Here is a 19,912-nt window from a genome sequence, read left to right on the forward strand (position 1 = left end):
CCGGTCCCGCGTATCCGTCCAGCAGCGCGAACGATGACACCGCCCGGCAGACCGGGAAACCGGCATCAGCCGCCGCACCCGGGCCCCGGCTCGCGCGGCGACCTGCGAAGCGCGATGAGAGGCCACGGCCGAAGATGGCTGGTCATCAAGGAGCGGGGCTCATACCTGCCTTGAGGAACCGTCACCAGAGATGAGAGCGTCTTCCCGTCGAAGTTGATCAAGGGGGGCGTGTTCGCATGGGTGTTGTGCTGCCGGGTTGGGCGGATGAGATCCTCGACATCATCGGCGTGTCGTGGCCGAACGTGGACGAGGACGACTACCGCGACATGGCCGACGCCCTGCGGGAGTTCGCCGACGACATAGACGGTGGCGCGAACGAGGCACATCAGGCCATCCAGAGCTTTGTGGGTTCGGCAGGCGGCTCCCTTGGGGTGGAGGCGCTCAATGCCCATTGGGGCAAGATCAACGGCAAGCATCTGAAAGGGCTGGCCGATTGCGGGCGCTTAGCCGCGACAGCCATGGATGCTGTCGCCTTGCTCATCGAGGGCGCCAAGCTCGGCGCCATCGTTCAACTCGGCATCCTTGCTGCCGAAGTGGTAGCGGCACAGGCCGCGGCGCCCTTCACGTTCGGCCTGTCGGAGCTGGGAGCGTTGGCGGGCACCCAGGCGACGCGTCTCGCCGTGCGCAAGATCATCAAAGAGGTCTGCCAGCAGGTTGTCGAGCAGATCGTCAGCGTCGCTTTGACACCGATCGAGGAAGCACTGGGCGCAATGGTCGGCGACCTGGTGGTCCAGCTTGGGGCCAATGCGCTCGGAGTGCAGAAAGGCGTCGATCTCGGTCATGCGGCTCAGGCCGGCAAGGACGCCGGGAAGTCCGCCGCTGCCGGCATGCAGCTGCTGAGTGCCGAGGGCAGCAGCAGTGGTGGAGGAAGTGGTGGAGGAGCCGGCGGTAGCGGCGGCTTCACCTTCGACCCTGATGCTCACGACAACGTGGTCGACGTTCTCAAGCGCGCCGGCGGAACCTTTCGCGACAAGGGTGGCAGCAAGATCGGGCGGGCCAGGAGCCACCACGAGCGCACCCGCGGTAAGGACGTCATCGCCAATGCCGCCGCCCCAATGATCGACAAGGTCATGGATGGACTCGGTGACGGCGTCAAGCGGACGGCGAAACATCTTGACGAGAAAATGGTCGGCGGCGTCAAGAAGATGAAACTGAATCACCGCGAAAATGATGACAGTATCGCAACCGAGATTCAGAGCATTGGCAAGAAGTCGCACGGTAACGCGCCGACTTACCATGTGGATGACCACGGGAAAGTTACTCGCCTCACCACCGCCGGACATCAAGATCTCACCGATGAGGACCGGAGTCGCCTCACCCCTATCGGACTTCAGGGGGACGACCACGTTCCCAGGAGAGTTGCAGGTAATTACCCGCTACCCAAGGAGCGCACGAAGAAGCCCTCGCAGCAGGTGCCCTTCGGCAGCACGGATCTGTCCCAGGCCACACAGTTGGCACGACACGCCAACACCGGAAAACGCGACCGGAAGACCAAACAACCAGAGAAGGGGGACTACGGCAATAAATCCGGCAGCAAGTTCTCGAGCCGGAACTATGCTGCGGCGCGGCATGGCGAGCGGGGCGCTGATGATGAGTTCATACTTGTCGGCCGCAGTGTGTTCACGACGGGCATGCACTCGGAACGTCAGGTCGGCATACCATTCCTCGACGCGAAACATGCAGGGGGGATGACCGAGCTTTACACGGAACGCGCACCCTGCACGAAAAGCCCTGGTTCTGCAGACTGCAGTGCCTGGATGTCAGAGCATCTGCCGGATGCAAAGGTCTCGCACTCCGTCGAATATGGCGACACCCCGGAGTCCAAGAAAAAGGGCAACGATGAAATGGAGAAATACCTCAACAGCATCAACCGCCGCAAGAGGTAGCGATTGACTCCAAGAAGCAGCTTCCGATAGCCTCGCAGGCGTTATCGCATCTTTTCGTTTTCGTTAGGACGGACCATGCCTCAGCTCGTCGACCGCTCGATGATGGAATCGACATTCTCTCCGGAGAAGCTGGTAACGCCTGAGGAGGGCAGCCTTCCGGCGGAACTCAACGGGGCGGCTCGTTCGCTTCTGGTCAACGTCGGCCTTCCGGATGAGCGAAGTTCCTTCTTTGCGATGGACGGAGGATTCTTCGAGGGGGAATCGCCCAACAGGTTTCGCCGATGCTCGGAACTCAGTTACTTTTCTGAATACGAGGACATGCCGAAAGGCTGGGAGAATTGGCTGATTCTCGGCGAGATTCATTCCGACGTTGTTGCTCTGGATCCCGTCTCCGGGGCCGTCTACAGCCTCCCGGATGGCGAGTACAAGGCGTGCCCGCTGAACCGGAGTCTCGATTCCTTCCTCTTCTTCCTCTACCTCCTCGAAATTGAGCGTCCTCATTACGACTTCAGGGTGTCAGATGAACTGCCCGACCCAGAGGGCGTTGCCGGAACCCTTCGGGAGCGAATGGCGGGTGCTGACCCGCTCCCCTTCGAAGGGGTGGAGCCCGCCTGGTCGGAGGGGTTCGACTGGGAGGCTGAGGACGCACCTCGCTTGCCCACCTGGGAGTGTGTTCTGTGGGATGTGCACGAGACGGTCGGGTAAGTCATGAAGTGATCCATGCCAGTCACGTGACCGAGAAGCGCTGCACCGAGGTAGCCCCATACACGCTACGACGGAACTGCTGCGCCGGCCGCCGCGTCCGGCGTCCCGGCAGAGATGAACAGGCCCGTAACAGCGAAAGGGTGACGGGCCTTCAAAGTGGCCGATTTGTGCGGCACTGTACGCTAAGGGCGTCTCACTTTATGTGAATCAATGTGACAGCAAGCCCTTAAGGCTCGCCTGACTTGACTGCTTTGGGTCGATTTTGAGGAGTTCTCCATGGCTACCCACGAGGGTGAACTACGGGAGTTCGGGCGGGAGGCGGCGGGTGATCCGCTCACGACGCCTCCCAGCGTGCTCCGCCTGGCACAGGTGGCCGTACCCTGGCAGGTCGGCCCGTACTTCCGCACCTCTCCTGAGGATCCGGTTCTCCTCGGCCACTATGCGGAATTCGCCGGACGTCACGTAGCTTTGGAAGAACATCGGCAGCTCGCGCGACTGGGCACCGACCAGGGATACGAAATCTGCACTGGCCCGCAGGGAACGGTGCAAGCAGCGCTGCTCGACTACAACGAGCCCCTCCGATTCGTGAACTCCTCTCCCGAGCACTTCGCACAGTCGCTCCTTGAGCTGGACCAATTGCTGCGCGCTGTCCTCACGACTGACCAGCCTCAGGCCGCTGCGGACGCATTCGCCCAGACTGAGCAGCGTCTGCGCACGATGGACCCGACCGCCTTCGCCAACCAGGAGAACTGGTGGCCCCTCGTCCTCGATGACATCCGTGACACGTCCAGTGCCGATTGGTATGCAGCCTTCGAGTACATCGGCGCTGATGGCCACAAGCAGATCGTGACCCAGTCCGGGAGTATCGGGCTGCACCCCGAGGAGCGACTCTGGTCCTCCTTGCATGGAGCAGGCATCGAGCCCAGCCAAGTGCTGAGAATCCACACCGAATTGGAGGCATGCTTCATGCCCGGCCACTACTGCTCCCTGTGGATGGAGCAGACCTTCCCGGACGCCGAACTGACCCACAACTTCCCCTACGGGGAAACCGCTGAATCCCGTGCCCAGGGCATCCGCCTCCTTCGCGAAGCCGCCGCCCAGCCTCCCAAGCAATAATGCAGCGAGGGGATGACCACATCATGACCACCGCTACGTCGGCACCCGACATGGCGGCGTGGCCACCGTTGGAGCCACACCGCGAAGATGCCGGCCGCGCGCTGCTCGACTGGGCAGCAACGGCCGACGAAAGTCTCCCGCGTCTGTGTCTGCTCCGCGGAGACCGGGCGAGCGGCAAGAGCCACCTGCTCGCTTGGTTCCTCGCCGGCTCGGCACCCCACCCCCGCACCGTTGCCCACGCCACCGTCCCCGCCGCAGGGCTCATCACTGAAGCCCTTGCCTGGGGGATGAGCCGTCAACTCGGCTATGGTCCCTTGCCTCCGCACCAACTTCTGAACCGTATCGCCGTAGACGATCGTCCGCTGCTCCTGCTGGTGCCTGACCTCCATCTCGCCGGGCGTGGCCCCTCGGGCCAACCGTCGGCCCAGCCGCAGACGATCGTCGACGAACTCCTCGCGCCGCTTCTGCAATTCGCGCACGTGCGGGTCGTCGTGGAGACCGGCAGCACTGACCTCCTCAGCTCCGCAAACCCCTACATCATCGACCTCGGCCCGTCGTCGCATCTTGGCGCCGCCTCCGAAGGCGCATCGACTGCGGACTTCGCATCCACGCTCGCCACGGTGCCTCGAACGTCGGACGGCAGGCTCCTGTGGAACCAGGCTCCTGCTCAGACCCGGGAGTACGTCCTCGATGCCGCGCTTGATGCAGGCGACGGCACGGCAGTACGCAACCTGCTCGCCGACCCGGGATTCCTGATACACGGTTCCACCACCGCCATCACTGCCACGCTCAACAGCCCATCCACCATTGCCCCCGCTGGTCTGCGCAGCATCTGGGACCGCGTGGCCCCGCAACTGGCGATCAAGGAATACGGCGACACCGAGCGGGCCGCACTGCTGCATGCCGCTGCCCTCGCCACCAGTCCTACCCTCAGTGAATACCTGCGGCCCCTCGCCGAGCAGCACCACTGGACAGCCACCTGGGCACACCATGACGCCCCGACCGTCGCTCACTGCCACATCCCGGGAAACGGCGACCAGTTGCTTGCCTCAGACGCACTGGGCCGCGTCCACCTCCACCATCTCACCACGGGCAACAGGACCGGCACGGTGCCCACACCCGCGGCGCTGAGGCCCTCTGAAATCGCAGCGGCCGCCCCCGACGCCTTGTTGCTTCTCGACGAAACCGGGCCATTGCATCACCTGACCTCGGACGACGAGAGCACAGCGGCCACCGTGCTCGGGCACATCGCCTCCCACCACGACCACATGCTGCTGACCTCTGATGGCTCCCGGCCCACTGCCCTCGGCTCCTGCCCGCAGTCCTCTCTGGCAGTCGTCGGCGACGCCGCCGGAGCGGTACACCTGTGGTCCCTGGCCGAGTATCGCCCCATGCCACAATCCTGCCGCCTGCATTCCGCCCCGATCACGGCCGTCACTTGCCTGCGGCTGCCTGAGGACGACCTCTCCTTCGTCATCAGCGCAGCTTTCGACGGATCGATCCGCCTATGGGAAACCTCCCAAGGCCCCATGGAAGGGCCTGTCGACCAAAGGCCGGCCCTTGTCACGGCCCTCGCAGCCGCCGACACCCCTGTCGGTCCATTGCTCGCCGCCGCGTGGAACGACGCCGAACTGCACCTGTGGCACCTCTCAAGCGGAAGCGTCCAAACCCTGCCGCTGATCTACCGCTGTCATGCCCTGACGCTTTCCTCCAACGGGCAGTTGACCATCGGTGGGCCGGACGGTCTCCACGCCATACACCTTGATCTCGATCGCCTCTGGGGCTGATCCCCCCATTGGCGCGGCGCAATTGACGCCGCCGCCTCCCCCGTTGGACGGTCACAGCCCCCCGCTCGACCTGCAGGGCGCTTCGGCGGGACCTGGCGTGTCATCAGGAAGGTCAGCAACGAGTCAGCATAGGTACGGCCAGAGCCGACCAGAGATGGGGGAACCTGCAACTTGGCGTGAACCGAGGTTAACCTCATGACCTGGCAAGACGCTGGTCACGAGGCCAACCTCAGCCCTACCTCCACCCGATTCGGGCGATCCCCCGCGTCGCCCGAATCAGGCTGCTCTCCGGATTCCGCCCGAGGGGACGAACTTCCGGTGGCCGTCTGAGTATATTGGCTCTCAGCCAGTCAACGCAGGAGTTACAGGATGTCCCCCCGCAGCGCATCGGTCAATGAAGAATTGCGGCGGCGCTCCCGCGAGCGGCTGTTGCAAGCGACGGTCGATCTGGTAGGGGAGCGCGGGTACGAGGCGACGACGCTCGGGGACATCGCCCAGCGGGCCGGGGCGGCGCGCGGGCTGATCTCGTACTACTTCCCGGGCAAGCGTCAGCTGCTCCAGTCCGCCGTGCACCGGCTGATGCACCTCACCCTGCAGGCGGCGCTGGAGCGTGAACCGCGGCCCACCGGGCCGGACGCGGGACGGGAACTGCTGGCCCGGGCCATCGACGCGATCCTCGGGCTGGCGCACGACCGGGCGTTGCTGATGCGGACGCACATGGCGGGGATCCTGACGGCCGAAGGGTTCATCCAGTGTCCCGAGCAGCAGCGGCTGGCGCAGTTGCTGCGGGAGACGGTCGTGGCGTACGGCTCGGCGGACCCGGACACCGACTATCCCTTGCTGCGGGCCCTGTTGATGGGCGCGGTGGTGCCGATGCTGCTGCCGGGGCACCGATGCCGCGGGCCCGGCTGCGGGCCGAGCTGTTCCAGCGGTACGGGCTGGACTGGGAACTGGGCGTCCCACCGGGCGAGAAGCCCGCCGCGGCGACCCGGCCGCGCGACAACTCCCCTCAGCTGGCGGGTAGTTGAGGTACCCGTTACGGGTGGGCGGGCCCTGGGGCGGAGGTGTCTCCGGGACCTCGGCGGCCGTGTCAGCGTTTGTTGTGACGGGGTGTCAAGAGGCCCTCGTCGCGGGCTCCGGCGATCAGCCGCAGTGATCGCCGGCGGTTGCGTCCGGTGGCGAGCATGACGGCCAGCACCGGGTCGCGCCCCTCGCGCTGGGCCTGCCGGTAGGCGTCCGCGGCGAGCTTGCGGCGCTCGGCGACCCGTTTCCGGGCGAGCGGCGCCGAGCGGGTGCGCGCCTCCGCCCCGTCCCCCTGCGCCGCCGCCTCGCCCGTCGCTTCCGTGGCCCGCTCGTCCGTCCCGACGCGGTCCTCCGCCCCGGCCTCGGCCGCTGGTTCCGTCTGGGCGCGCTCGTCGCCTTCGGGACCCGCCGTGTCCGTCCCACCGGCCGCCTCCGCCGCCGCGTCGGCCGACTGCTCGGCGAGCGGCGCCGACTGCCCGACGGGGGGCTCCGGCGGTTCGGTGACCCGGGCCGCCCCACCGGTGCCCCGGACCGGTCCGGTCGTCGACTTCGTCGGCGCCGCCGGCCCCTTGGACGGCCGTTCCGCAGCCCGGCCGGTCGGCGGGGGGTCGGCCACGCCGGCCGTCGGGCCGGTCACCGGCGAGTCCTCCACGGCAGCCGCCGGTCCGCGTGCCGGGCCGGCCGACGACTCCCGGGGCGCGCCGGCCGGTGCGCTCGGCGCCGGGCCGGTCGCGGGTGCGCCCGCCGGGCGCACCATCCGCTCCGGTGATCCGGCGGCCGGGCCGGGCTGGCGGGGTGTCGGGCGGTGCTTCCGCGGGCGCCCGGTGGCCGCCCGGAAGGCGTCGTCCAGGGGGCCCTCGATCCAGCGGCCCAGGTCGGCGAGGCCGTCCAGGGTGAGCGGCGGGTCGGCCCGTACGTCCTCGACGGTGATGTGGTCGTCGGAGACCGTCACGAGGACGTCGATACGGGCGCCGTCGGCGAACGTCAGCCGGGCGCTGCACCAGGGGCCCAGCGGGTCGAGCCGGGGTGCGGTCGGGCCGGCCGGCTCGTCCGGTGCGGCGGGCGTGCGCGCGGGCGCGGCGGAGCCGTGCGCCTGCAGCTCCCACGTGGGCCACTCCCGTGGCGCGCCCTGGGCTTCATATCGGTGATTAACGGTATAAAAGTCACTTTCCGACACATTGAAAACCTAGCCTCCAGCCCACCCGGCCCAGTAGCGCGGCACGCTCATCCCACCGGGAGCAACCCCGATAGCGCATCTCCCGTCGCGCGCCCGCCGGTGCGATCCTGGGGTTATCCCGCGGAAGGGGCCACTCGTGCTTCGTGTCGCAGTGATCGGTTCGGGACCCAGCGGCGTCTACACCGCCCAGTCCCTCGTCGAGCAGGAGATCGTGCCGGACATCGAGGTCTATGTCCTGGACCGGCTGCCGTGCCCGTACGGCCTGGTGCGCTACGGGGTCGCCCCTGATCACGAGAAGATCAAATCGCTGCAGAACAACCTGCGTACGGTGCTGGAGCACCCCCGGGTGCGCTTCGTGGGAAATGTGGAGGCAGGGGCTCCGGGGCTGGGCGTCGAGGAGCTGCGGGAGATCTTCGACGCGGTGGTGTTCTGTGTGGGCGCGGCCACCGACCGGCATCTGGGCATCCCCGGTGAGGACCTGCCCGGCAGCCACCCGGCGACCGATTTCGTCGCCTGGTACAGCGCGCACCCGGACGCGGCCGCGACCCGCTTCGCCCTCACCGCGCGGTCGGCCGTCGTGATCGGGGTGGGGAACGTGGCGGTGGACGTGGCGCGGATGCTCTCGCGGGCGGCCGCCGAGCTGGCCGCCACCGACATGCCGCAGGGTCCGCTGGGCGCGCTCGCGGACAGCCGGGTCGAGGACGTGTGGATGGTGGGCCGACGCGGGCCCTCCCAGGCCAAGTTCACGACCAAGGAGCTGCGCGAGCTGGGGTCGCTGCCGGGCACCGAGGTGCTGGTGCGGCCCGAGGAGCTGGCGCTGGATCCGGCGTACCGGGACCCGGCTGGTCTGCCGGCGGTGGCCCGGCGCAACGTCGAGGTGCTGCGGGGCTGGGCGGAGCGGCCGAACGGCGGCGGCGCTCCGGTGGGCCGGCGGCGCCGGATCCACCTGCGGTTCTTCCTGCGGCCGGTGGAAATGCTCGGCGACGCCGGCGGGGTGCGGGCCGTCCGGTTCGAGCGGACCGCGCCCGACGGGTCGGGCGGGGTCACCGGGACCGGCCGATTCGAGGAGATCGAGGGGCAGTTGGTGCTGCGCTCGGTCGGCTACCGGGGGACGCCGCAGCCGGGGCTGCCGTTCGACGAGGCGACCGGGACCGTGCCGCACACCGCGGGGCGGGTGCTGGCGGAGGGGGCACCGCTGCCCGGCGTCTATGTGGCGGGCTGGATCAAGCGGGGCCCTACGGGCGTGATCGGCACGAACCGGCCGTGCGCCAAGGAGACCGCGCAGTCGCTGCTGGCGGACGCGGCCACGCTGGCGGGGCGGGCGACGGCCGGGGACCCGGTGGCCGCGCTGGCCCGGGCGGGGCAGCGGCCGGTCCTGTGGCCGGGCTGGCTCGCCATCGAGGCCGCCGAGGCGGAATGGGGCCAGGGGCTGGGGCGCGGCACGGTCAAGCTGCCGGACTGGGCGGGCCTGTTGGCGGCGGCCCAGGCGGCGGACACGAGCCGCTGAGGCCCGGCGGGCGGTGCCGGCGTCACTCCTCCCCGAGCCGGCAGGCCTGGAGGTCGGCCGCCCTCAGGACGTCGTCGATCAGGCCGGGGAAGAGCGTTTCCAGGTCGGCCGTGCGCAGCCGGTTCATCTTGGCCGTGCCCCGGTAGAACTGCTCGATCACGCCGTGCTCCCGCAGCACCCGGAAGTGGTGCGTACAGGTCGACTTGCTGACCGGCAGCTCGATGTCCGCGCAGTTCAGCTCGCCCTCGGCGGCGGCGAGCCGGCACACGACCCGCAGGCGCATGGGGTCGGCGAGGGCGTGCAGGACGCCGGCGAGCCGGATCTCCTCGCGGGCCGGGTGGGCGAGCGCGCGCGATCCCGGCACGGCGCCGGGGGAAGTCGTATCGGTCGGCATGACGGCTCCTGTGGGGTCTGCGGGCCCGCTCTCCGGGTTCCGGGGGCCTGACGCCCGGTCCGCAGGCTCATTGTACGAGAAGCGTCGTAGTTTGACACCTGGCGTAGTACGGTGGTTATCGTACAAGCGCGGGGCCGGTCCGGCTCCCGTCCTTCCCGCACACCCAGGCACAGGAGCCCGCCGTGAGCGCACTGTTCGAGCCCATCACCCTTCGCTCGCTGACCATCCCGAACCGCCTCTGGATGGCGCCCATGTGCCAGTACTCCGCGGCTCCCGAGGGCCCCGAGGAAGGGGCGCCCAACGACTGGCACTTCCAGCACCTGGCCGCGCGGGCGACCGGCGGCACCGGGCTGATCCTCACGGAGGCGACCGCGGTGCACCCCGACGGCCGGATCAGCCCGTACGACCTCGGGCTGTGGAACGACACCCAGACCGAGGCCTTCCGGCGCATCACCGCCTTCCTCAAGGCCCAGGGCACCACCCCCGGCATCCAGATCGCCCACGCCGGACGCAAGGCATCCACCGAGCGCACCTGGGTCAACCGCGGCGGCCCGATCCTGCCCGGTCAGCGGCACGGCTGGGAGCCCGTGGGACCGAGCCCGCTGCCGTTCGACGAGGGGTTCACCACGCCGGCGGAGCTGTCCGTCGGGCAGATCCAGGAACTCGTCGGGCAGTTCGGGGCGACCGCGCGCCGGGCGCTGGCGGCCGGCTTCGAGGTGGCCGAGATCCACGGCGCGCACGGCTACCTGATCAACCAGTTCCTCTCCCCCTTCACCAACCGGCGCACCGACGCCTACGGCGGCTCGTACGAGAACCGGACGCGGTTCGCGCTGGAGGTCGTGGACGCCGTGCGGGCGCAGTGGCCGGACGAGCTGCCGGTCTTCTTCCGGATCTCGGCGACCGACTGGCTCGCAGAGGACGCGAGCGACGACCGCACGGGCTGGACGGCCGACGACACCGTGCGCTTCGCCCGGGACCTGCGGGAGCACGGCATCGACCTGCTGGACACCTCCACCGGCGGCAACGCGCCGGACGCGAAGATCACCGCCGGACCGGGCTACCAGGTGCCGTTCGCCGAGCGCGTCAAGAAGGAGACCGGCCTGGCGGTGGGCGCCGTCGGACTGATCACCGAGGCGCGGCAGGCCGAGAAGATCGTCGCGGACGGCCAGGCGGACGCCGTGCTGCTCGGCCGGGAGCTGCTGCGCTCCCCCAGCTTCGCGCAGCACGCGGCGCGGGAGCTGGGCGCCGAGGTCCGGGTGCCGCAGCCGTACCACCGCGCCGGCTGAAGCCGGTCCCAGGCCCCTCGGTCGGCGGTCTGCGGGACGCCGTCGCACGCCGTCCGACCTGCGCGGACGGGCTCCGGGACGCCGTTGTCAGTGGTCGGGTGCAGACTTGCCACCATCTGAGACAACGGCGTCCCGGAGGTTCGGGCCATGACTGACGTACTACTCGCGGTGGGCACCCGCAAAGGGCTCTTCATCGGCCGCCGACGGCGCGGCGCATGGGAGTTGAGCGGTCCGCATTTCCCCTCGCAGGCGGTGTACTCCCTCGGGATCGACACCCGCCGGGCGACACCCCGGCTGCTGGCCGGTGCCGACAGCGCCCACTGGGGCCCGTCGGTGTTCCACTCCGACGACCTGGGTGAGAGCTGGCAGGAGCCCGCCCGCCCCGCGGTCAAGTACCCGAGAGACACCGGGACTTCGCTGGAGCGGGTGTGGCAGCTGCATCCGGCGGGCCCGGCCGCCCCGGACGTGGTGTACGCCGGCACCGAGCCCGGCGGGCTGTTCCGCTCCGAGGACTGCGGCGAGACGTTCGAGCTGGTCCGGGCGCTGTGGGAGCACCCGAGCCGTGAGCAGTGGGTGCCGGGCGGCGGCGGGCTGGCGGTCCATACGGTGATCACCGACCCGCGGGACCCCGACGCGGTCACCGTCGCGGTGTCCACGGCCGGGGTGTTCCGCACCCTGGACGGCGGTGCCAGCTGGGCCCCGTCCAACAAGGGCGTCAAGGCGGTCTTCCTGCCGGACCAGCTTCCGGAGTTCGGCCAGTGCGTCCACAAGATCGCCCAGGACCCGGTCGACCGCGACCGGCTCTATCTGCAGAACCACTGGGGCGTCTACCGCAGCGACGACGCGGGCGCGCAGTGGACGGACATCGGCGCCGGGCTGCCCTCCGACTTCGGCTTCGCGGTGGCCGCGCATCCGCACCGCGGCGAGGTCGCCTACCTCTTCCCCATCACGGCCGACATCGACCGGGTGCCGGCCGAGCACCGCTGCCGGGTCTACCGCACCTCCGACGCCGGCGGCAGCTGGGAGGCGCTGAACCACGGCCTCCCCGAGGAGGACCATTACGGCACGGTGCTCCGCGACGCCCTCTCCGTCGACGACGCCGAGCCCGCGGGGGTGTATTTCGGCAATCGCAACGGCGAGGTGTACGCCAGCGCGGACGACGGCGACAGCTGGCGGCAGCTCGCCTCCCACCTGCCGGACGTGCTGTGCGTCCGGGCGGCGACGGTGGCGTGAGGAGAGAGGTGGCCTGGCCAAGGGGGTGAGCGATAGCGACGTCACACATGCGCGAGGAGGAACGACCAGGAGCCCTGCGGCAGTTGGGGTGCTCCGGGTGGTGACCGTGCGCGGCCGGCCGGACCGGGTCCGTCGAGGGACGGGGAATTGAAGGGGAGGGCGCTGCGGCCAGTAGGGTGATCCCGTGGCTGCACGACCTCTTCAAGACATCGTCGAACCAGGCTGGGCCAAAGCGCTGGAGCCCGTCGCCGACCGGATCGCCGCGATGGGCGACTTCCTGCGGGCGGAGATCGCCCAGGGACGCACCTATCTACCGGCCGGCAACAACGTGCTGCGCGCCTTCCAGCAGCCGTTCGACGAGGTACGGGTGCTCATCGTCGGACAGGACCCCTACCCCACCCCGGGGCATGCGGTCGGGCTCAGCTTCTCGGTGGCGCCGGACGTCCGTCCGCTGCCCGGGAGCCTGGAGAACATCTTCCGCGAGCTGCACTCCGACCTCGGCCTGCCCCGGCCGTCGAACGGCGATCTGACCCCGTGGACGCGCCAGGGCGTCCTGCTGCTGAACAGAGCGCTGACGACGGCGCCGCGCAAGCCCGCCGCCCACCGCGGCAAGGGCTGGGAAGAGGTCACCGAGCAGGCCATCCGCGCGCTGGTGGCCCGCGGCCGTCCGCTGGTGTCGATCCTGTGGGGGCGCGACGCACGGAACCTTCGGCCGCTGCTGGGCGATCTGCCAGCCGTCGAGTCCGCGCACCCCTCCCCTATGTCTGCCGACCGGGGCTTCTTCGGCTCCCGGCCGTTCAGCCGGGCGAACGACCTGTTGGTCCGGCAGGGCGCGACGCCCGTCGACTGGAGGCTGCCCTGACCCCGGGCGATAGTGTGCCCGGCATGACGAACGCGAACATCCCTGCGGGTTGGTACGCCGACCCACAGGGCACCCCCCACCAACTCCGCTGGTGGGACGGGTCCCAGTGGACGGCGCACACCCACCCGGGACAGCAGCCGGCAGCCCCGGACCGGGCCGCACAGCCCGGCCCCCAGCAGCCGCAACAGCAGTACGCCCCGGCCCAGCAGCAGCCCCAGCCGGCCGCCCAGCACCACGCGCAGCAGCAGACGGCCCCGCAGCAGGCGCCGCAGCAGTCCGTGCCGGGTCAGGCGCCGTACCCCGGCCAGCCGCAGGGCGGCGCCCCGTACGGCCAGCCCGGCCCCGGTCCGCAGGGCCAGGGTCAGCCGATGCCCGGTCAGCCGATGCAGCAGCCGTACGGCCAGCAGCCGATGCCCGGACAGCAGCCCGGCCCGTACGCCGGGGCCGGCGTGGCGCACCAGGTGCAGCAGCAGGCGGGCGTGGCACCGACGGGCCAGGGCGGCGGGACGCTGTTCACCGAGCCGGTGCTGGTGGTCAACCAGAAGGCCAAGCTCATCGAGGTCACCAACGAGTACAGCGTCTTCGACCAGCACGGCAACACCCTGGGCGCGGTCGTCCAGGTCGGCCAGAGCACGGCCAAGAAGGTGCTGCGGGTGGTCTCCAGCCTGGACCAGTACATGACCCACAAGCTGGAGATCCGGGACGCCTACGGCCAGCCGCAGCTGGTGCTGACCCGGCCCGCGAAGCTGATCAAGTCCCGGGTCATCGTGGAGCGTCCGGACGGCTCGCCGGTCGGCGAGATCGTCCAGCAGAACGCCATCGGGAAGATCAACTTCGGGCTGATGGTGAACGGCCAGCAGATCGGCGCCATCAAGGCCGAGAACTGGCGGGCTTGGAACTTCGCGATCGTGGACCACACCGACGCCGAGATCGCCCGGATCACCAAGACCTGGGAGGGCCTCGCCAAGACGATGTTCACGACCGCCGACAACTACGTCCTGCAGATCCACCAGCAGCTGCCCGATCCGCTGCTCAGCCTCGTCGTCGCCACGGCCCTGACCGTCGACACCGCCCTCAAGCAGGACGCCCGGGGCCTTGGCTGACGCCTCCGGCGACCACGTCCTCGGCGTCGACTCGGGCGGGTCGGGGCTGCGGATCGCGGTGGCCCGCGCCGGCGACGCCACGGCGCGGCCGCTGGCCGTCCGCACCTCCCGTGAGCCGGTGCGCACCGGCCCCGCCGGGATCGACGCGGACCATCTGCTGTCCCAACTCCTGCCGCTGGCCGACGAGTTGGCCGAGGAGGTGGGGGCGCGGGACTTCCCGGCCGTGTGTGTCGGCGCCGCCGGTATGGCCTCCATGGGCGACGACCTGCGCGCCCGGCTGCCCGGCGCGCTGGCCACCGCGTACGGGGTGCGCGGGCTCGCCCTCGCGGCCGACGCCGTGACCGCGTACGCCGGGGCCCTCGGGCAGCGGCCCGGCGCCGTGGTCGCCGCGGGCACCGGCATGATCGCGCTCGGCACCGACCTGACCGCGGAGGCGGGCTGGCGCCGGGCGGACGGCTGGGGCCATCTGCTGGGCGACTGCGGCAGCGGCGCCTGGATCGGCCGGGCCGGACTGGAGGCCGCGCTGCGTGCGTACGACGGCCGGCTCGGGGGTTCGGCCGCCCTCCTGGCCCGCGCGGAAGCGGTGTTCGGCCCGGTCGCCGGGCTGCCCGGGGCGCTCTACCCGCGTCCCGACCGGCCTGCCGTCCTGGCCTCGTTCGCGCCCGAGGTCGGCCGGTGCGCCGCGGCGGACGACGCGGTGGCGCGGGGCATCCTGGGCGCCGCCGCGGGCCATCTCGCCGATGCCGCGGCCGCGGTCTGCCCGCCGGGCGCCGGCCGCGCGGTGGCCTGCACCGGCGGCCTGTTCGGCCTCGGCGAACCGCTGCTGGCCCCGCTGCGCACCGCGCTCGCCGAACGACTGCCGGGCGCCCCGCTGACGCCCGCCGCCGGGACCCCGCTCGACGGGGCGCTGGCCCTCGCCGCGGCGCTCGCCGGCGACCGGCTGAAACTCCCCGCCGATGGGAAGTTGTTGCAGATCACACGGCCTGCGCCGGGGTAGCGCGACCCTGACGCGCGGGATAAATCGGGACGGATACCTCGGCACCGAACCCTCCCTCCGCGGGCGGGGGGTCCGAGGCGTTAGCATGCGGCGCCATGAGTTCCCCCACTGGGCCCGCACCTGGCTCGCCCCATTTTGACGCCGCACCCCCGAGCCCGGGAGGCGCACCCGGCCTGCCCGTACGCATGCCGCGCGCCCGGCAGTCCGGCCGCCACCGCAGGCCGGAGCCGCTCGCCGCACCCGAGGGCGCACCCGCCCTCGTGCTGGCCGTGCCCGGCACCCCGTCCTCCGCCGCGCGCAGCCTGGCGGAGGAGGTCTCCAGCATCGCCCGCTCCGAACTCCCCGGTCTGGACGCCCGGATCGGCTACGTCGACGGCGGTGACGACGAGTTCCCGTCGCTCGAAGCGGTGCTGGCGCAGGCCGCCGCCGAGCGCAGGGCCCGCGAGAGCGCCGACGGCCAGGAGGACCCGGGTCCGGTCGCCGTGGTCGTCCCGCTGCTGGCCGGCCCGGACAGCGCGCTGCTGCGCCGGATACGCCAGGCGATCATGAACAGCGGCTCGGGCGCCGAGCTGACCGACGTCCTCGGCCCGCACCCGCTGCTCGCCGAGGCGCTGCACGTCCGGCTCTCCGAGGCCGGTCTGGCGCGCGCCGACCGGGCCCGGCTGTTCACGGTCGCGACGGCCGCGGACGGCATCATCCTCGCCACCGTCGGCGGCGAGGAGGCCGTGCAGGCCGCCGGGATCACCGGCATGCTGCTGTCCGCCCGGCTCGCGGTGCCGGTGCTGGCCGCCGCGCTGGACGAGGAGGGCGCCATCTCCCGTACGGCCGAGCAGCTGCGCGAGTCCGGTTCGCAGCAGCTGGCGCTGGCTCCGTACCTGATCGGCCCGGAGATCGCCGACGGCCTTGTGGGGGCGGCCGCGTCGGAGGCGGGCTGCGCGGCGGCCGAGTCCCTCGGCGCGTACGGCGCGGTGGGCCGGCTGGTGCTCTCCAACTACGCGGCCTCGGTGGGCATCACCCTCCCGACGCAGACGCCGGGTGTCCCGGTCCGCTAGGAGACCGGACGACGCAACGCAACCACCGGTATCCGGTACCGGCCAGGGGCCGTCCCCGCACGCTTCGTGCGGGGACGGCCCTTCGGCGTTCCGGGCGGACGGCAGCTTCCCCGGTGGACGACACGCTTCCCGGGCGGAAGGCTGCGGTCCGGTTCCCGTCGTGAGCGGCGCAGACGGCCGTCAGAAGGCCTGGGAGCGCGGCGGGTGCGGCACGGGACCCCGGGGAGCCGTACGCTCGCGAGAGGACCGCACACGGCCCCTCTCCGGGCGCTCACCCGTACGCGAAGGAAGCCCATGTCGAACATCGACATCGTCCGAGCCGGATTCGCCGCCTACCTCGCGCAGGACCGCGACGCCATCGAACGGCTGCTCGCCGACGACTTCGTCTTCACCAGCCCCCAGGACGACCACATCGACCGGGCCACCTTCCTGGAGGTGTGCTTCCCGACCGCGGACCGGCTGCGCCACCAGGAGATCCTGGACACGGCCGAGATCGACGACGAGCAGGTCTACGTCCGCTACGAGTACGAGCTGACGACCGGTGAGCGGCACCGCAACGTCGAGGTGCAGACGGTGCGGAACTGCCGGATCGCCGAGGCGCAGGTGTACTTCGGCGGCCGCTTCCCGCGGGAATGAGCGCCCTGGTCGCCCGTCAGACGAACACGACGCAGGAGGCCGCCGGCGCCTCGATCGCGCCGGCCCGCACCGGGACCCCGCTCTCCCGGTCGACGGTGAACCAGGTGACGTCGCCGGAGCGCTCGTTGGCCACGTAGAGGTGCCGGCCGTCGGGGTGCAGGGCGAGGGCGCGCGGCCAATGGCCGCCGCAGGGCACGGTGGTGACCAGGGTCGCCGCGCCGCCCGACGGGTCGAGGGCGAGCACGGAGAGGCTGTCGTGGCCCCGGTTGGCGGCCCAGGCGAACCGTCCGTCCGGAGAGACGACCAGCCCGGAGGGGTACGTTCCGGCCGCCTCCGCCCCTCCGGCAGCAGCCGGCACTCCCCCAGCGGCGTCAGGGCGCCGCGCGCCCCGTCCCACCGGCAGACCGTCACCGCGGGGTCGAGTTCGTGGATGACGTAGACGTGGTGGCCGTGCGGGTGGAAGGCGAGGTGGCGCGGGCCGCTGCCGGGCCGGAGCGGCACCTCGGCGTGCACGGCCGGCGCCCCGCCGGCCGGGTCGGCGAACGCGCAGATCCGCACGGAGTCGGTGCCCAGGTCGACGCTGAGCAGCCACCGCCCGTCCGGCGCGGGTGCGACGGCGTGGGCGTGCGGCCCCTCCTGGCGGTCGGCCTGCGGCCCGCTGCCCTCATGGGCGAGCACTCCGGCGATGCCGCCGAGCGAACCGTCCGCGCCCACCGGGAGCGTACTGACGCTGCCGGAGCTGTAGTTGGCGGTGACCAGATGGCCCGCCACCAGGGCGAGATGCGTCGGATCGGCGCCGCCGACGGGGACGGCGGCGCCGAGGAGTTCGGGCCCGCCGGGTGTGAGGAGGAAGGCGGCCGCGGCCCCCTCGGCGGTCTCGCTGACCGCGTACAGCCGCCGGCCGTCCGGATCCGGCACCAGATAGGAGGGGTTCGGGACGGCGTCGGTGGAGTGCAGGACGGTGAGCGCCCCCGTCTCCGGGTCGACCGCCGCGGTGGTGATCCCGCGTCCCCCGTTCGTGGTGAACGACCCGATGTACGCCGCCGCCCCGGCGCCGCACCCTCCGCCTCCGCGCCCACTTCGTCGGCCACCGCCCCGTTCGTCACGGCTCCACCCTTCGTCCGCCGGCCCGCTGCCCGCCGGGATGCACACGCACCCGGCGTACGTATCCCTTACCGCGGGGCACGGCGGACACGCCAGTACGGGCCCGCCGGTACGGGCCCGCCGGTACGGAAGCCGCTGGGCGGACCGCCGGTCAGGCCCCGGCGAGCGGGGAGGGCCGGGTGCTGCGCAACGGAGCGGCCAGGTCGGACAGGGCCCGCTCCAGGCCGTGCAGGTGGGCGAGCGCGGGCTCGGGCACCGCGTACTCGGGCACCGCCCCGGTCTCGGTGGCGGCGCGCGACCGGCCCGGTGCGGTGCCCGGTGCGGTGAGGGCCTCCACGGCGGCCTCCACCCGCCAGCACGCGGCGGCCAGCCGGTCGTCGTGCGAGGCCTCGGGGTCCGCGGCGATGGAGGCGAGCCCGCGGACTTCCCGGGCGCAGTCGTCGAGCAGCGCCAGTACGCGGCGCGCCTTCTCCTTGCGGCCGCGCAGCGGGCTCAGCGGGTGCACGAGCGGGGCGAGGGACAGCCGGACCCGGCCGAGCAGCAGTTCCAGTTCGGCGATCCGCGGGGTGGGATCGGCGGTCCCCGAACCGGCGAGCCGGGCGGCGGCCTCGGTGGCGCAGGCGTGCACACAGCGCAGGGCGCGCTCGATCCAGGCGTCCGTGGTGGCGTGCGTGGTCACCGGCAGGACGAGCAGGACGGCCAGTGCCGCACCGAGCGCGCCGACGCCGGTCTCGGTGAGCCGGAGGGCCAGCAGGTCCGGGGTCAGGACGCCGAGGAGCCCGTAGAGCAGACCGGCCATCACCGTCACCGCGAACATCATCCAGGTGTACGAGACCGGGGCGGTGTAGAAGATCCCGAAGACGCAGAGGGCGATCAGGGCCACGGAGGGGACCGCGGCGCCGTGCAGGGGAAGGGCCACGACCGTCCCGGCGGCGATGCCGAGGACGGTGCCGAGCACCCGGCGGAAGCCGCGGACCAGGGTCTCTCCGCGGGAGGCGGTGTTGACGAAGATCCACCAGGTGGCGCCGACGGCCCAGTACCAGCGCTGGTCGGAGAGCACCTGGCCCGCCAGGAGGGCGAAGCCGCCGCCGAGCGTCGCCTGGATCGCCTGGCGGGTGGTCGTCCGGGCCAGTCCGGTCCCGGACGGCGGTGCGGGCGCGGCGGCCGGCGGCAGCTTCCGCTCGTAGCACCAGAGCCCGAACCGCACGGCCGAGGACAGGGTGATCGACAGGGCGACGGCACCGTAGAGCTCGACGAGCTGGCCGGGCACCGTGTGCAGGAACTGGGTGGCGAAGAACATCATGAACGCGAACACCCCGAGGGCGTGGCCGCGCGGGCCCCAGCGGCGGGCGTAGACGCCCAGGCCCATGACCGCGAGGAAGGCCGCGTCCCGGGCCGGCGGGAGGTCGTGCAGGCCCGCGGCGAGTGCGAGCACCGGGAAGCCGACGGCGGGCAGCAGCAGGGTGGTGACGGCCTGGCCGCGGACCGTGGCGTCGGTGACGGTGAAGAGGGCCAGCAGCGCGGCGAGCCCACCGGTGACGGCGGCGACCAGGGAATGCCCGGCCAGGCCGCAGACGGCGACCGCCAGGCCGATGCCGAGGACGGCCCGTACGGCGCTGCGCAGCCGCAGCCACCCCGGGTCCGGAGCCACGAACACCCTCTTCAGCACTGCTTCCCCACCCTTCGACGGTCCGGCATGACAAAGGCGCCGCGGGGGTCCGCAGCGCCATCGACCGCACCATCAGAGCATCCCTTCGGCGAATGGCTCAACAGACGCCGGAATCGCTGTGCCATTGGCCCATCCGGTGGCACCCATTCCGGTTCCGAGGAGGTCCAATGGCCGGGCCGGGCGGCACGGCACACGGGATGTCCGCGCTGGCCGGTGCCCTGCCGGAGGTGCGCCGGCGGCCCGGCAGCCGTCTCACCCGGCGGCCCGGATGCTGGGCCATTGGTACATTCACCGGCAGAGTCCGCCGACCGTGAG

Annotated in this window: 15 protein-coding genes and 2 pseudogenes; 13 read left to right on the forward strand and 4 right to left on the reverse strand. The window is 71.4% G+C overall.

The genetic code is table 11. The features are described 5' to 3' along the window. Nucleotides 1-236: 236 nt before the first annotated feature. From OJ254_RS25920 to OJ254_RS25940, 5 genes and pseudogenes are all read left to right on the forward strand, one after another. Nucleotides 237-1,946 carry a WXG100-like domain-containing protein gene (locus OJ254_RS25920; protein ID WP_265364295.1) on the forward strand — a complete coding sequence of 570 codons (1,710 nt, stop codon included), beginning with the start codon at nt 237-239 and terminating at the stop codon, nt 1,944-1,946. A 75-nt stretch (nt 1,947-2,021) separates the two neighbouring features. Beyond that, entirely contained in the window at nt 2,022-2,651 is a 630-nt protein-coding gene (locus OJ254_RS25925) for an SUKH-4 family immunity protein (protein WP_265364296.1), read from the forward strand. A 276-nt stretch (nt 2,652-2,927) separates the two neighbouring features. Next, nucleotides 2,928-3,767, forward strand: a complete 840-nt coding sequence (locus OJ254_RS25930) for a nucleic acid/nucleotide deaminase domain-containing protein (RefSeq protein ID WP_265364297.1) — start codon at nt 2,928-2,930, stop codon at nt 3,765-3,767. Nucleotides 3,768-3,790: 23 nt separating this feature from the next. Then, complete coding sequence (locus OJ254_RS25935; protein WP_265364298.1) at nt 3,791-5,554, forward strand: WD40 repeat domain-containing protein; 1,764 nt, start codon at nt 3,791-3,793, stop codon at nt 5,552-5,554. A gap of 369 nt (nt 5,555-5,923) precedes the next feature. Next, a pseudogene (locus OJ254_RS25940) lies at nt 5,924-6,582 on the forward strand (TetR/AcrR family transcriptional regulator). Nucleotides 6,583-6,644: 62 nt separating this feature from the next. Here OJ254_RS25940 and OJ254_RS31785 read toward each other — a convergent pair. Continuing rightward, nucleotides 6,645-7,754 (reverse strand): DUF6214 family protein, encoded by a 1,110-nt coding sequence (locus OJ254_RS31785; RefSeq protein ID WP_423835960.1) that lies wholly within the window; start codon nt 7,752-7,754, stop codon nt 6,645-6,647. Between the two features lie 136 nt (nt 7,755-7,890). Here OJ254_RS31785 and OJ254_RS25955 point away from each other — a divergent pair, with 136 nt between their 5' ends. After that, complete coding sequence (locus tag OJ254_RS25955; protein WP_265364299.1) at nt 7,891-9,261, forward strand: FAD-dependent oxidoreductase; 1,371 nt, start codon at nt 7,891-7,893, stop codon at nt 9,259-9,261. A 22-nt stretch (nt 9,262-9,283) separates the two neighbouring features. Here the strand turns inward: OJ254_RS25955 and OJ254_RS25960 are convergent, their stop codons facing one another. Beyond that, on the reverse strand, nt 9,284-9,655 hold the full coding sequence (locus OJ254_RS25960) for an ArsR/SmtB family transcription factor (RefSeq protein ID WP_265364300.1): 372 nt from the start codon (nt 9,653-9,655) through the stop codon (nt 9,284-9,286). A 182-nt stretch (nt 9,656-9,837) separates the two neighbouring features. On the opposite strand from OJ254_RS25960, the gene OJ254_RS25965 reads away from it, so the two are divergent. The 7 genes from OJ254_RS25965 to OJ254_RS25995 all read left to right on the forward strand — a co-directional run bounded on the left by OJ254_RS25965 (nt 9,838) and on the right by OJ254_RS25995 (nt 16,824). Beyond that, the gene (locus tag OJ254_RS25965; protein ID WP_265364301.1) at nt 9,838-10,941 is read left to right on the forward strand and encodes an NADH:flavin oxidoreductase/NADH oxidase; all 1,104 of its coding nucleotides are present in this window, start codon (nt 9,838-9,840) and stop codon (nt 10,939-10,941) included. Between the two features lie 147 nt (nt 10,942-11,088). Then, nucleotides 11,089-12,174 (forward strand): WD40/YVTN/BNR-like repeat-containing protein, encoded by a 1,086-nt coding sequence (locus tag OJ254_RS25970; RefSeq protein WP_265364302.1) that lies wholly within the window; start codon nt 11,089-11,091, stop codon nt 12,172-12,174. Nucleotides 12,175-12,358: 184 nt separating this feature from the next. Beyond that, nucleotides 12,359-13,036: a uracil-DNA glycosylase gene (locus OJ254_RS25975; protein WP_265364303.1), complete on the forward strand. Its 678-nt coding sequence runs from the start codon at nt 12,359-12,361 to the stop codon at nt 13,034-13,036. Between the two features lie 23 nt (nt 13,037-13,059). After that, nucleotides 13,060-14,139 carry an LURP-one-related family protein gene (locus tag OJ254_RS25980; RefSeq protein WP_265364304.1) on the forward strand — a complete coding sequence of 360 codons (1,080 nt, stop codon included), beginning with the start codon at nt 13,060-13,062 and terminating at the stop codon, nt 14,137-14,139. Further along, entirely contained in the window at nt 14,132-15,136 is a 1,005-nt protein-coding gene (locus tag OJ254_RS25985) for an N-acetylglucosamine kinase (protein WP_265364305.1), read from the forward strand. Before OJ254_RS25980 ends, OJ254_RS25985 begins: the two co-directional genes overlap by 8 nt. Nucleotides 15,137-15,231: 95 nt before the next feature. Beyond that, a complete protein-coding gene (locus tag OJ254_RS25990) occupies nt 15,232-16,188 on the forward strand; it encodes a sirohydrochlorin chelatase (protein WP_423835961.1) in 957 nt (318 codons plus the stop codon). 294 nt (nt 16,189-16,482) lie between these two features. Continuing rightward, entirely contained in the window at nt 16,483-16,824 is a 342-nt protein-coding gene (locus tag OJ254_RS25995) for a nuclear transport factor 2 family protein (RefSeq protein ID WP_265364306.1), read from the forward strand. A gap of 16 nt (nt 16,825-16,840) precedes the next feature. Here OJ254_RS25995 and OJ254_RS26000 read toward each other — a convergent pair. After that, nucleotides 16,841-17,859: pseudogene (locus OJ254_RS26000) on the reverse strand (lactonase family protein). Between the two features lie 220 nt (nt 17,860-18,079). After that, complete coding sequence (locus OJ254_RS26005; RefSeq protein WP_265364307.1) at nt 18,080-19,597, reverse strand: FUSC family protein; 1,518 nt, start codon at nt 19,595-19,597, stop codon at nt 18,080-18,082. Nucleotides 19,598-19,912: the final 315 nt, after the last annotated feature.

The organism is Streptomyces endophytica (genome assembly GCF_026153355.1).
GTDB classification, from domain to species: domain Bacteria; phylum Actinomycetota; class Actinomycetes; order Streptomycetales; family Streptomycetaceae; genus Streptomyces; species Streptomyces endophytica.